Below are 12,295 nucleotides of genomic sequence, written 5' to 3' on the forward strand. Positions count from 1 at the left end.
GCGTTTCTGGGCGCGCACGAGCGGTGGGGCGGTCCGATTCCTGGAGGTGCCGACGGATACGTGCGCGAGTGGGCGACGGCTGGGCGTCTCATGCATGTGGAGAATCCGCCCGAGACGGAGGCCGACCTGAGGGAGAGGCTGCGGGGGTTCCTCGACCGTGGAGAGCTCCGCCGCGACGAGCGCGTGGACGAGGTCGTGCGGTTCTTGCGTGACGTGCCCTTCACCGGCTCGATGCGACTTGCCTATCGCGTGCTGTTCGCCGCCGCTGTCGCGAGCCTGCCGCGGCCGTACCGCAAAATCCTCGGTGTGCGTCGCACTGTCCTGCCCGTCGTGACGGCGACTCGCATCGTGCTCGCGGTATCGCAGCGCGCGCTCGGCGCCGGCCCCCGCGCACAGGATTTCGCTCGAGAGCGGCATCGCCGCCTCGCGCACCAACAAGCCGCGGCCCATCCCACAGAGTGAGGCTTCGCTCCCCGGGCATTGAATCGCCCCGCTCCCCATCAAGGAACCACGCCACGCGGCATCACAGCGTACAGGGAGCGTCCGTTTGACGACCTCACAAGAGATCGAGCGCCTCGCACCGAATTCCGCGGTTTACGGCCCGCGCTAACGATCTGCGATCTCCCTTAAGCCTGGCGTCGCTGGCGCCCCGGTTGCGGAGGTCCTCATCTGGCGAAGCAGGGACTGGGTGCTGTTACCCGAAAGGGCCCGCGATGAAGCGCAGGAACTCGGTACCAAGCGCCGAGATCCGACTGCCACCCTTCACAGCGTCAGCGAACACAGCCATGCTGCCGCCAGGCTGACGCGTGAAAATCGGTCGCTCCTCGATCAGGCCGCGCACCTGGAGGTCAGCGGCGAAAAGGTGAGCTTCGGCCTCTCCGTCCGCGATTGGCGCAAGATTCTCAATATCCATGTACACGCCCCCTTGCTGCGCGAACGCGCGGAGCATGCGAACATGCGTGTCAGTGAGATCGTCAATACATCGCAAGAACACTGAGCGGAGGTCAGCTCCAACGTCGTTTGCGTTAGCCAGGCCAATATTGAAGAGCGCATTCTGAAGCATTCGATGCTTCTCCTGCGATGAGGTCATCGAGGCGATGCGCACCGCTTTCGCAGCCGCATCGTAGAACTCCGGCGTCTCGGCAAGTCGCTCCGGCGAGAGATCGTCGCGATCTTCGATGAGTGCGTTGACAACCTCCGTTATCTCATTGAGGTATGCATAGACTCGCTGCTGCTCCTGCTGGGCAAAGACCTTCTGGACACCCGACGAAAGCCAGCCACCGACGCCAGGAACCAGACTGAGCGCGCCAGCGACGAGCACCTCCGCTACGTCGCCACCGCCCGTCTCAGGCAGAGATAGTGGCGGGATCTGCTCAACCATGTCGGTTCCTCGTTCGATTTATCGGTGCAGTCCGACGGTCGGCCGCCTATTTGGGCTCCCGATGGGCGGAGCTACGTGAAGCTACCATGCCCCTGTAGATCCACGGTCACCTTTGCTACGGCGTGCGCGACGTTCCGCTAACGTTCGGTGCCCGGTCAGGGATGGCCAGCGTGCGATCGCGCGAGTCAGTCTGCAGGCCGGGGCCAGGCTGCAGGCAACTCGAGATTCCCGGATACCTCAATCACCCCTTGGCTCGGATTGATCGCCATCCACTCGCCATCGTGACCACTAAGAAACGCAACAGAGGTCGCGTGATCCCTCGCGGACTGGAACGGATCAACGCCGAAGTACGGGTCGTCGCTCTGGCCGCATGCTGACGGCGGAGACAGTATCTCGATGCGATCTGGTCCGCGTCCTGTGAGCCAGTCGTCCACTTCGAAGGACCAGACGTTCGCGGTTGCGCCGTACAGCTGCACCGTAGACACAAGCTCGTCAACATGTCCCACGGCGACGGCATCCGCGGCGTCCGACGCGTCTTCGGGCGTTTCGTAGCCAGCCCACCCTGGACATCCGTGCGACTGCACGCACCCGGTCATCACGGACCCTGCGACGAACAAAGTGGCAGCGATCGCAGCGCGGCGGGCGAGGGGCATGCCCTCATAGTTGACCAGTTCCATCATGCGATCGACGATCGTTACCGGTTCGACGCGGGGCCCGTAGACGGATCCGCTAACGGGCAGCGTGCGTATCGGATCGGCAATCGGGCAAGGGTGCAGAGGTGAACTTCCGCAGCCGCCGGGTTTGCAGGGCATCCGGTCTGACGTCAGCGCGACCATCTCTCTGGCTGCGACCGACGGCGACACTCGCGGTGAGGGCGCCGCCGGGAACCGTCGAAGCGGGACGGGTACCCTCGGTGTGGACTCACGTGCGGGGCGGTGGCTGCTCCCCGGCATCGCCTGAACGTGACGACGGGGCGAGCAACTCTGGCATACGCGGAGGTCGACGGCGATGCCGCGTGACAACAAAATGACAACATCCGGCTGAAATTAGAGCAACCCTGGGAAATCGCTGACAGCCCGACAAAGGCGGAATCACGCGGCATTTTGGCCTTCGTCGCGACCCCGAAAAGGGTCTGAGGCGGGTTCGAGCCCCACGGGGCCCACTCGCTTCATGCCGCCGCGATCCCCTCTCCGGACTGGGATCGCGGGGTTTCACTTCTCGCCGAAATGGTCAGGGCTCAGTCGCTGGTTCTCTCTCCGCGGTCAGCCAACCTTCGCCGCTGGCGCTCCGCTTCTGCGACTGCGGCGGCGGCGGGGGTGGGTGCAGAGCCGCCGAGATGGGCTGGTTGCCACCACTGGCCCGCCCCCGACATCGGATAAGTCCTCTGTGCGTCCTCGAGAAGGGCCTGCAGGTGCGAACGAAGCTCAGCTGTCTTCTCCGCGGCATCGTCCGACGGCTCAACCTCGATGGGGACGCCCACCGAGACGCGGATCGGCGCTTTGAAGGCCTCCCGGACCCGCGCTCGATGATTCTTGGTTCGCAATAGCTGCCCACCCCAGACCACGACGGGGATCACGGTTACACCGGCGGCAGCGGCCATACGCACCGCGCCGGTCTTGAGTTCACGCACGGTGAACGACGCGCTCACTCCCGCCTCCGGGAATACTCCGACAAGCTCGCCATCTTGCAGGGCGCGGACCGCGTGTGCGTACGCGTCGCGACCGGCTCCCATCTCCACGGGAATGTGCCGCATCTGGCGCAGAAGCGAGCCGATGACGGGTTTGTCGGCCGCCCGCCTCGTCACCATGAACCGGATCCGACGCCGCGTTCGTAACCAGGCGACCCACTCGACCAACGCGAAGTCCATGTAGCCGAAATGCGTGATCGCCAACACGGCCGCACCCGATGAAGGGATCCGCTCCGCCCCTGAAACGGTCGGCCGCAGTTGAAGAATTCCGCCGAAGAAGAATCGTCCTACAGCGACTGCGGACGAATAGACGGGCTCGAAGCGGCGCCTCGCGCCCGGCACGCGCGCCATCGACCGAGCCTTTCGAATCCGCTCCGGAGGAGACGGAACAACGTGCCGCTCTGATGAATCGACGGAAGGGTCGGCGTCGTCAATCGTGTCCATACGTCATCGTTACCGCCCCGAGCTGGATATCGCGTTGCCCCTTCCCGAAGCGGCCCTCATGGGATACGCGACACACCGTAACGCTCCGCACCGTCCGACCAACGATCCGATTCGCTCCGTGCCTGCGGCCGTGCGCGTACGCTGGCGCGGTGTCGATTCATAGGGGAACGGTCATCAACATTGTGGATCCGGCGCTCCGAGGACGGCTTCAGGTCCTGGTCCCATCCGTGAGCGGCGACGCCTTGTCGTGGGCTTCACCGGTTCTCCCACTGGGCGCTCCCCCGCCTGCCGCGCCGACTCCCATAGGTGCAGCCGTGTGGGTGGCCTTCGAGGATGACGACTTCGGCTATCCCGTCGTGCTTGGGCTGCTGCCATCCGTCGGCTCTATCACGCCGGTCGAGCTTGCCGCGGAGCTCGGCCACGAAGATGGCGAACGTCCAGGGCGAAGAGTGCGGCGCTTCCTTCGCGAACGCTACCCAGACCATCGTCCAAATCAGCGGTGGCTGCTCACGCCAGAGCAGGCGAGCGAAGTCAGAGCCCACTTCGGGCGTAGTCACGCGGGTTTTGCCCCTCCCGGCCGCACGGAAAAGGGTTCGAGCCCCGCGGGGCTACTCGCTTCATGCCGCCGCGATCCCTTCTCCCGACTGGGATGGCGGAACCTGGGAAACCATGCGAGATCGGCTGCGTGACAACCTGACCTGGATGTTCGTCAAGGCGCTATCCGCCCGTGAAACCCTCAGCGAAGAGCTGATAGCCGGCTGCCTCACAGGCGTCGACAGGAGAGGAGCCTGTGTTCGGCCCCGGGTTGCCGAGGCTGGTTGCGCCGTACGTTCCCGAGGGAATGGGAGGGTTTTCCCTTTTCAGCGCTGCGATGGCTTCGCTGACGGCGCCCTCGCCCCGAGTGGGAACCCGGTCGAGGACCCGCGTTGCGAGTCGCATCCAGCCGTCGTACTCCTTCTGTGACATGCGCCCCTCGTAAAGGGCCACCCCCGCGTTCTGGAGGATGGTCGAGACGTCAGTGAACGCCTCGCACGTTTCGACATCCGTCACGGTCGAAGTGGTCGCGGCGGGGGAAGCGGCGATGGCCGGAGTTGTGGTTTCGGGCGTCGAGGCGGCGGGCTCTGCCGGAGCGCACCCGGCGATCACCGCGGTGACTGCGAGGGCGCACGCCGCCAGAACGGTGCGACTCGCCGGGACCCCGGCAGAGAACCCGATCATGACCGGAGCCTAGCGCCGCGCCCTTCATCCGACCGGACAATCGCAGCTGTCACCTCCCTCGTCCTCCCACGGGAGGGCACGCGCTCAGCGGCGACCGATGAGGACGTCCGGGCGGAGGTCCAGTCGCCGCAGCAGTTGGGCGTTGAGGGCGACCACGATCGTGGACAGCGACATGAGGATCGCGCCCACCGACATCGGCAGCACGAATCCGATCGGGGCGAGCACCCCCGCCGCGAGCGGTACAGAGATGAGGTTGTAGCCCGCGGCCCACCACAGGTTCTGCGTCATCTTTCGGTAGCTCGCCCGGGACAGCTCGATCACCGAGACCACCGACCGGGGGTCGTCGCTGGCAAGAATCACCCCGGCGGAGGCGATCGCAACGTCGGTGCCGGCGCCGATCGCGATACCGACATCCGCCTGGGCGAGGGCGGGGGCGTCGTTCACCCCGTCGCCGACCATCGCGACCTTCCGGCCTTCGCTCTGGAGCTGCTTGACCTTGGAAGCCTTGTCCTCGGGGCGGACCCCGGCGAAGTACCGGTCGATGCCGAGCTCGGCAGCCACGGACGCGGCAACCGCTTCCGCGTCCCCCGTGATCATGACCACCTGCATGCCCCGTCCCTGCAACGCGGTCACGGCCTCTCGTGATTCAGGGCGGATCTCGTCCGCGAGCCGCAACGCACCCGCCACCGTCCCGTCGACCAGAACGTGCAGGATGATCGCGCCTTCTCCGCGCCACTCGTCCGCGACGGGCAGCTCGTTCACCCCCTCCTGCTCGAGCAGGTACGGACCGCCGACCCGCACGGTGCGCCCGTCCACGAGGGCGCGGACGCCGACCGCGGGGGAAGACTCGAAGTCGGTGGCGCGAGGGATGGTGAGCTGCTTCTCGCGGGCGGCGTTGACGATGGCACGGGCCAGGGGATGCTCGGAGTCGGTCTCGGCGGCGGCTGCCAGAGCGAGCAGCTCGTCGGGGTCGGTGCCGTCGATGGGGTCGATGGCGGTCACTGCGGGGGCGCCCTTGGTGAGTGTGCCGGTCTTGTCGAACAGGACCGTGTCCACGGTCCGCATGCTCTCCAGCGCCAGCCGGTCCTTGACGAGCACGCCGGCGCGGGCGGCGCGTTCGGTGGCGATGGACACCACCAGCGGGATCGCCAACCCGAGTGCGTGCGGGCACGCGATCACCAGCACCGTGATGGTGCGCGCGATAGCAGTATCGGGTAGCCCCACGACAGTCCACACGATGGCGGTGACGGCGGCGGCGCCGAGCGCGAACCAGAACAGCCAACCGGCGGCGCGGTCCGCGAGTCGCTGTACGCGGGAGGAAGAGTTCTGCGCTTCGGTGACGAGCTTCTGGATGCCGGCGAGGGCGGTGCCCTCACCGACCGCGGTGATCTCCACCCGGACCCCGGAGTCGGTGGCGACGGTCCCGGCGATGACCGGGTCGCCGTCGCTGCGGGGCACCGGGCGGGACTCTCCGGTGATCATGGACTCGTCCATGCTGGCCGAGCCCTGCACGACCCGACCGTCCGCGGGCACCCGCCCACCGGGGCGGACAACCACGACGTCACCGACCTGCAGGTCGGCGGGTGCGACGGTGACGGTGGTGTCGCCGCTGACCTTTTCCGCCTCATCCGGCAGGAGGGCGGCGAGGGAGTCCAGCGCGGAGGTGGTTTGGGCGAGGGAGCGCATCTCGATCCAGTGGCCCAGGAGCATGATGACGATCAGCAGCGCCAGCTCCCACCAGAAGTCCAATTCGTGGTGCAGGAGCCCGAGACTCGCACCCCAGGAGGCGACGAACGCGACCGTGATCGCGAGGGCGATCAGCAGCATCATCCCGGGTGTGCGGGCGCGAAGCTCGCTGATGGCACCGGTCAGGAACGGGGCACCACCCCACACGTACATGACCGTGCCCAGGACCGGGGAGACCCATCCGACCCATGCGGCGTCCGGCAACGGGTAGCCGATCAGCATCGAGAACATCATGGAGAACCCGACGACGGGGACCGCGAGGACCAGCATGATCCAGAACAGTCGGCGGAACCGGGCCACGTGATCGCCGTGACCAGCGTGACCGCCATGGTCGGAATGCCCGTGCCCGGAGTGCCCCGCTGCCGGCATCTGGGCATCGTCGTGACCGGGGTGGCCCGTCGCCCCGTGATCGTGCGCCATGGCCGTCGCTGCGCCAGCATGCGCGTTGCGGTCCGCCGGGTTCGGGGAGTGATCGTGCTGGCTCATCAGAGCCTCCTTCGTTGCGTGCGGGGACGCTCACACGTGCTGTCGGCCAGGGTCTATCCGGCCTCTTCTACGGCCGCCTCAGCGCGGAGGTACCGATCGATTCACACGCGTACCATACCCCCCTAGGGTATTTAGCGGATACGACACTGATCGCATTCCCCAGAAGCTCGTTGTTCAGAAGTAGGACGAAGACCGCGTCCTTCGCTTCTTGTGCGCACGGCGCCGGGCTCTCGTCGCTGTCGTCGGCGGGATCGCCCAGACCCGCCCGTCGAATCCCACGGATAATGAGACGGTGGAGCCGTGGCAGATGCGTGAGTGGTTCGGCGACTACCTCGACGCCTGCAACCGGCACGACCTGGACGCGATCCGCACCTTCGTCGATTCGTCAGTCCGGCGTGCGCACCTCCCGGGCGGCGCAGACGCGTGGGTCGCTGCCTTAGCCGACCTCTTCTCCGCATTTCCGGACTGGCGGTGGCGCCGCATCCAACTCATCGTCGAGGACGACCGCCTCGCCGCACACCTCCGCGGAAGCGGCACGCACCTCGGAACCTTCCGGGGCATCGCTCCGACTCGCCGGCACGTGAACGTCGCGGAATTCGCCATGTATCGCGTCGCGGAGGGGCGGATCACCGAGTTCTCCGGCCTGATCGACGTTCACAAGCTGCTCGGCCAGCTCCAGGGCTAGAGACCGCCGCCCACGCGCGTCAGCCCTCGCCGTAGACCTCAGGATGCACGTGGACCGTGGATGAGGCGGCCAGCAGCTTCGACACCGGGCACCGCGCGTGGGCAGCAGTGAGGATGTCCGCGGTCTCCTCGATCGAGGCGCCGTCCGCCGAGAGGTAGGCGTCGACATGGAACTCGTACCCCGACCCGGAGGACGCCGGGTGGAGTTCGACCTCCACACGCACCGCTGTGCGCCGCTGCCGCGCCACCACCGCCTGCGCGGTGGCATTCAAGCAGGTGACCCAGGCCAGCGCGAGGAGCTGCTCGGGGTTCGACGCCGTGGGGTCGACCTCCGCCGCCAGCGGTGAGGAGACCGCCACCTCGAGCCCACCGACCACACTGCTGACACCATTCCCGCCATCGCGATTGACAGCGGCCGTCCGATACCTCGCACTCACAAGACAACTATAATTGGATCCGATACAGAAACTCCGAACCGGGTGGCTGCCGGGCATGAAAGGACGACGCGACGCGATGGTCTCTCCCCCCAGCGCGATCGTGGAGTTCCAGGACATCACCAAGCGCCACGACGCGAGCTCCGACGCCCGCCCCGCGCTGGATGGAATCACGCTCAGCATCCGCCAAGGAGAGATCTTCGGGGTCATCGGGGAGAGCGGCGCCGGCAAGACCACCCTCCTGGAGCTCATCAACGGGCTGGTCACCCCGACCTCCGGATCCCTCATGGTGCAGGGCGTCGACGTCACGGCGCTCCACCGCCGCGGGCTGCGCCAGCTCCGGCAGGGCATCGGGGTGCTGTTCCAGGGTGTCCACCTGCTGAGCAACCGCACGGTGCGGTCCAATGTCACGCTGCCGCTGCAGCTCGCCCGGGGGCAGGGCGGCCCCGTTCTCACCCGCGCCGAGGAGAACCAGGCCGTCGACGAGATCCTCGCGTTCGTCGGGCTGTCGCACCGGGCCGACCACTTCCCAGCGCAGCTCAGCGGCGGCGAACAGCAGCGCGTGGGGCTCGCCCGGGCGCTCGTGGCTCGCCCCGCGCTCCTCCTCTGCGACGAGCCGACGTCCTCATTGGATGCATCGACGACGTCCGACGTCCTGCGGGTGCTGTCGGATGCTCGCGACAAGCTCGGCACCACCGTGGTCGTCATCACGCACGACCTCGATGTCGTCAAGGCGATCTGCGACCGGGCGGCGCTGCTGGAACAGGGGCGACTGATCGAGCTGTTCCAGGTTGCCAAGACCGACTACCGCACTCTGCCGACCTATCACGAGCAGGTCAAGCGCGAGCTGATGCCGTGAACGGGGTCGGCGAACTTCTCTCCGAGTACGGCGACGAGATCCTGGAGGCCCTGGGCGAGACCGGTTACATGCTGGTGGTCTCGCTCCTCGCGGCCGTCCTCATCGGGCTGCCGCTGGGGATGGTCGTCTTCCTCACCCGGCGCGGCGGCATCGCCGAGAACCGGCCCATCTGGTCGGCGGCCAACATGTACATCAACATCGTCCGCTCCTTCCCGTTCCTCCTCCTCGTCGTCTTCCTCATTCCGTTCACACGACTCGTGGTCGGCACGAGCTTCGGCACGCAAGCAGCGACGCTGCCGCTGTGCTTCGTGGCCGTGGCGATCTATGCGCGCCTGGTCGAGCAGATCCTCCGCGAGATCCCGCCCGGCGTCTCCCGCGTCGCCCTGGCCATGGGCGCGACGCTGCCGCGGGCGGTGTTCCGGGTCCTGCTGCCCGAGGCGCGATCAGGGCTCGTCTACGCCCTGACGTCAGCCGCGATCAGCCTGTTGTCGTACTCCACCGTCCTCGGTGTGGTCGGCGGCGGCGGCATCGGCGACTTCGCGATGCGCTACGGCTATCAGGAGTACAACGACGCCCTCATGTACATCACCATCGTCATCATCATCGCGTGCGTCCTCGCCATCCAGGCGATCGGCCAGCGCACCTCTGTGCGGCTGGATCACCGTTGATCCTCGGCTCGCGTACCCGGCCACCACAGGAAAGAAGGAACACATGAGATCGTCTCGAATCAGCATCGTCGCAGCGGCACTGGGGGCAGTGCTGGTCCTCGCCGGCTGCGCCGGCGGTGCAGACGAGGGCGCGGGCGCGGGCGACGAGAGCGCTCCGGTGACGATCCAGGTCGCCGCGGTCACCTCGCCGATGACGGATGTCGTGGAGGCGGCGGCGGAGGCCATCGAGGATGGCTACGAAATCGAGCTCGTCGAGGTCTCCGACTACATCACGGCCAACACGATCCTGAACGACGGCGACGTGGACGCGAACTTCTCGCAGCACGTGCCCTACATGGAGTCGTTCAACGCCGGCAACGACGGGTCGCTTGTGGGGGTGCAGCCGGTCTACAACTTCGTCATCGCGTTCTATTCCAAGACGCTCGCCGACATCGCCGACCTGCCGTCGGGAGCCACGGTGGCGATCCCGGATGACCCCTCCAACACCGGACGCGCGCTCAAGCTCTTGGCCGCGGAGGGCATCATCACGCTCGACCCCGCGGTGGATCCGTACGAGGCGACCGTGGAGGACGTCGTCGAGAACCCGAAGGAGGTCGAGTTCCTGCAGGTGCCGATCAGCTCGCTCAACGCGGCCTACGACGAAGCCGACCTCGTCTTCCAGTGGCCGTCACACATCGCCGCCCTCGGGCTCACCCCGCAGGACGACGGGCTCATCACCGAGCTCGACGACACCTTCGCGCTCCACCTCGTGGTCCGCGAAGAAGATGCCGATTCCGAAGCGACCGCCGCGCTGATGAAGGCGTTCACGAGCGATGCGGTCCGCGACGTGATCGAGTCGAACGAGACGATCGAGGTCGCGTTCTGAGGAAGGGAGCCCGGCGGGGCGCGCGCCCGCCGGGCTCCCCGACTCGGCGCAGCCGCGTCGCCCGTCGCACGCGGTGAAAGGATGGGGCGTGCCTTCCGTCGCCGCACTCTACCGATACCCGGTGAAGGGTTTCACCCCGGAGCCGCGGAATGACCTCTCGGCGCAAGCGGACGGGCGGGTGGCCGGTGACCGCGTGCTCGCCTTCCGCTTCGCGGACGCCTTCGAGCCCGAGCAGCGCGACGGTCTGGACTACTGGCCGAAAAACCGCGGCCTCTCGTTGATGGAGTTCCCCTCCCTCGCGCTCCTCCGGCTGCACTACGACGACGACGCTCGTCGCGTGCGCATCTCGGTCGGCGACCGCGTCCTCGCCGAAGCCGACCTCACGCCCGAGGGGCGGCGGGAGCTCGAGGACGCCGTCACGTCACTCCTCGCCGGGACTCCGGACGGAGCGCGGCTGACAGGCGACAGCATCCTGCCCCTTCGGCTGGTCGGCGACGGGATGACCTCGCGGTTCCAGGACCGTCCCCGCGGCTTCGTGTCGCTGCATGGCACGGCGTCCGTGGCGGCGGTGGATGCGGCGGTGCCCGCCCCCATCGATGACCGCCGGTTCCGCTCCAACATCGTGATCGATGGGACGGCCCCGTGGGAGGAGCTCGGCTGGGCCGGGCATGTGCGCATCGGCGAGGTGCGGTTCGAGGTGCAGCGACCCATCGGACGCTGCGCGGCCATCATGGCCAACCCCGACACCGGCGAGCGCGACGCTCGCCTCCTCCGCATCCTCACAACGCAGTTCGACCAGGCGGAGCCGACCCTCGGGATCCTGCTGCTCCCCCTCGAAGGCGGCGGCACTGTCCGCGTCGGTGATGCGATCACCCTCGACAGCACGCGGTGAGCCGGCAGCCCCGGTTTCGCGGCCTAAGACCGGGTGCGACGCCGCATCAGGACGATGAGGACGACCACGCCGACCACAACCACGAGACCGACTCCGGCGCCCACCAGCAGGGGCGTCGCAGACAGACCGGCCGATGACTCCTGCGCGTCCGCCGGAGCGTCCGTCGGGGCAGCGCTCGGCGGCTCGGGCACGATCACCGTGGTCGTCGCCGACCCCAGCCACTCAAACCGGCACGCCCGACTCACCCAGTAGCCGTTTGGCCACGTGTGCACGCGGCAGAGTTCATCGAGCTCAGAGGAGGGCTCGTAGACGAACCCGTAGGGCGTGGCGAACAACTCGTGCTCGCCAGGCCCGAGCACATCGATCGGGATCCGTACGGTCACGATCCCGGTCCCCTCCTCGTCGTGCACCGACGGGGTGTGCTCCCACGCCCATTCCCACTCTTCCTGAAGCTCGTAGCCGCACGCCTCTTCGATCTCCTCCCAGGTTTCAGGGGCGATTGTCCATTCCTCGCCGGGGTCCCCCGACAGTGCATGGAACTCGTTGTATGAGGACGTTCCCGCGGCGATCTCCTGAATGCGGGATCTCTCGCACTGACGACTCGCGGTGATCGCGTCGATTATGCCGGCGTCGGCGAAATGCGCTTTCGCCTCGTCCTCCGACGCCCACGAACCCTCAGAACGCTCCCACGTGGCGACATACGGGTAGGTCCCGTCGCTCCACTGGAGCTGCACCTCCCAATACACCGTGCCGGGATCGAAGTCCTCGTCGCTCTCGGTGGCGGTGTGCAACTCCACCTCGCCCTCAGTGAGGAAGTCAACCGGCGGCGGGGCGGGGGCGGCCATCGCGGATGTCGGAGTTGCCAGCGCGGCGATGATGATCATCCCTGCGGCGATCAGGTGGGGTGGTCTCATGGGACTCAGTATCACAG

Annotated in this window: 14 protein-coding genes; 7 read left to right on the forward strand and 7 right to left on the reverse strand. The window is 67.2% G+C overall.

Going from position 1 to position 12,295, the window contains the following annotated elements; all coding sequences use genetic code 11:
- Window positions 1-462: oxygenase MpaB family protein (locus AC4FS1_RS16400; RefSeq protein WP_491156788.1), on the forward strand; the 462-nt coding region annotated here is incomplete at its 5' end.
- Window positions 463-694: 232 nt separating this feature from the next.
- Here the strand turns inward: AC4FS1_RS16400 and AC4FS1_RS16405 are convergent.
- The 3 genes from AC4FS1_RS16405 to AC4FS1_RS16415 form a co-directional block, all read right to left on the reverse strand.
- Window positions 695-1,381, reverse strand: coding sequence for a hypothetical protein (locus AC4FS1_RS16405; protein ID WP_491156789.1), 687 nt, complete (start codon window positions 1,379-1,381; stop codon window positions 695-697).
- A 185-nt stretch (window positions 1,382-1,566) separates the two neighbouring features.
- A complete protein-coding gene (locus AC4FS1_RS16410) occupies window positions 1,567-2,061 on the reverse strand; it encodes a hypothetical protein (protein WP_491156790.1) in 495 nt (164 codons plus the stop codon).
- Between the two features lie 557 nt (window positions 2,062-2,618).
- On the reverse strand, window positions 2,619-3,419 hold the full coding sequence (locus AC4FS1_RS16415; protein ID WP_491156791.1) for a lysophospholipid acyltransferase family protein: 801 nt from the start codon (window positions 3,417-3,419) through the stop codon (window positions 2,619-2,621).
- A gap of 53 nt (window positions 3,420-3,472) precedes the next feature.
- Here AC4FS1_RS16415 and AC4FS1_RS16420 point away from each other — a divergent pair, with 53 nt between their 5' ends.
- Complete coding sequence (locus AC4FS1_RS16420; protein ID WP_491156792.1) at window positions 3,473-4,201, forward strand: phage baseplate assembly protein V; 729 nt, start codon at window positions 3,473-3,475, stop codon at window positions 4,199-4,201.
- A 28-nt stretch (window positions 4,202-4,229) separates the two neighbouring features.
- Here AC4FS1_RS16420 and AC4FS1_RS16425 read toward each other — a convergent pair whose 3' ends face one another.
- Together AC4FS1_RS16425 and AC4FS1_RS16430 are read right to left on the reverse strand one after the other, a co-directional pair.
- Complete coding sequence (locus tag AC4FS1_RS16425; RefSeq protein ID WP_491156793.1) at window positions 4,230-4,730, reverse strand: hypothetical protein; 501 nt, start codon at window positions 4,728-4,730, stop codon at window positions 4,230-4,232.
- A gap of 84 nt (window positions 4,731-4,814) precedes the next feature.
- On the reverse strand, window positions 4,815-6,962 hold the full coding sequence (locus AC4FS1_RS16430; protein ID WP_491156794.1) for a heavy metal translocating P-type ATPase: 2,148 nt from the start codon (window positions 6,960-6,962) through the stop codon (window positions 4,815-4,817).
- Window positions 6,963-7,254: 292 nt separating this feature from the next.
- Between AC4FS1_RS16430 and AC4FS1_RS16435 the strand changes: the two genes are divergently transcribed.
- On the forward strand, window positions 7,255-7,647 hold the full coding sequence (locus tag AC4FS1_RS16435; RefSeq protein WP_491156795.1) for an ester cyclase: 393 nt from the start codon (window positions 7,255-7,257) through the stop codon (window positions 7,645-7,647).
- Window positions 7,648-7,666: 19 nt separating this feature from the next.
- Here AC4FS1_RS16435 and AC4FS1_RS16440 read toward each other — a convergent pair whose 3' ends face one another.
- A complete protein-coding gene (locus AC4FS1_RS16440; RefSeq protein ID WP_491156796.1) occupies window positions 7,667-8,083 on the reverse strand; it encodes an OsmC family protein in 417 nt (138 codons plus the stop codon).
- Window positions 8,084-8,159: 76 nt separating this feature from the next.
- Between AC4FS1_RS16440 and AC4FS1_RS16445 the strand changes: the two genes are divergently transcribed.
- From AC4FS1_RS16445 to AC4FS1_RS16460, 4 genes are all read left to right on the forward strand, one after another.
- Window positions 8,160-8,939 (forward strand): methionine ABC transporter ATP-binding protein, encoded by a 780-nt coding sequence (locus tag AC4FS1_RS16445; protein ID WP_491156797.1) that lies wholly within the window; start codon window positions 8,160-8,162, stop codon window positions 8,937-8,939.
- Entirely contained in the window at window positions 8,936-9,607 is a 672-nt protein-coding gene (locus AC4FS1_RS16450; RefSeq protein WP_491156798.1) for a methionine ABC transporter permease, read from the forward strand. Before AC4FS1_RS16445 ends, AC4FS1_RS16450 begins: the two co-directional genes overlap by 4 nt.
- A gap of 43 nt (window positions 9,608-9,650) precedes the next feature.
- A complete protein-coding gene (locus AC4FS1_RS16455) occupies window positions 9,651-10,472 on the forward strand; it encodes a MetQ/NlpA family ABC transporter substrate-binding protein (protein ID WP_491156799.1) in 822 nt (273 codons plus the stop codon).
- Window positions 10,473-10,560: 88 nt separating this feature from the next.
- Window positions 10,561-11,364: an MOSC domain-containing protein gene (locus AC4FS1_RS16460; protein ID WP_491156800.1), complete on the forward strand. Its 804-nt coding sequence runs from the start codon at window positions 10,561-10,563 to the stop codon at window positions 11,362-11,364.
- 23 nt (window positions 11,365-11,387) lie between these two features.
- Here the strand turns inward: AC4FS1_RS16460 and AC4FS1_RS16465 are convergent, their stop codons facing one another.
- A complete protein-coding gene (locus AC4FS1_RS16465; protein ID WP_491156801.1) occupies window positions 11,388-12,278 on the reverse strand; it encodes a hypothetical protein in 891 nt (296 codons plus the stop codon).
- Window positions 12,279-12,295 lie beyond the last annotated feature (17 nt).

The organism is Microbacterium sp. Z12_35 (genome assembly GCF_058310475.1).

Bases quoted from the DNA above. Each gene is read 5' to 3' on its own strand.
- AC4FS1_RS16420 (WP_491156792.1), top strand. From the start codon at position 3,473: ATGAATCGACGGAAGGGTCGGCGTCGTCAATCGTGTCCATACGTCATC.
- AC4FS1_RS16445 (WP_491156797.1), top strand. From the start codon at position 8,160: ATGGTCTCTCCCCCCAGCGCGATCGTGGAGTTCCAGGACATCACCAAG.
- AC4FS1_RS16415 (WP_491156791.1), bottom strand. From the start codon at position 3,419: ATGGCGCGCGTGCCGGGCGCGAGGCGCCGCTTCGAGCCCGTCTATTCG.
- AC4FS1_RS16410 (WP_491156790.1), bottom strand. From the start codon at position 2,061: ATGATGGAACTGGTCAACTATGAGGGCATGCCCCTCGCCCGCCGCGCT.
- AC4FS1_RS16425 (WP_491156793.1), bottom strand. From the start codon at position 4,730: ATGATCGGGTTCTCTGCCGGGGTCCCGGCGAGTCGCACCGTTCTGGCG.
- AC4FS1_RS16430 (WP_491156794.1), bottom strand. From the start codon at position 6,962: ATGAGCCAGCACGATCACTCCCCGAACCCGGCGGACCGCAACGCGCAT.
- AC4FS1_RS16465 (WP_491156801.1), bottom strand. From the start codon at position 12,278: ATGAGACCACCCCACCTGATCGCCGCAGGGATGATCATCATCGCCGCG.
- AC4FS1_RS16455 (WP_491156799.1), top strand. From the start codon at position 9,651: ATGAGATCGTCTCGAATCAGCATCGTCGCAGCGGCACTGGGGGCAGTG.
- AC4FS1_RS16405 (WP_491156789.1), bottom strand. From the start codon at position 1,381: ATGGTTGAGCAGATCCCGCCACTATCTCTGCCTGAGACGGGCGGTGGC.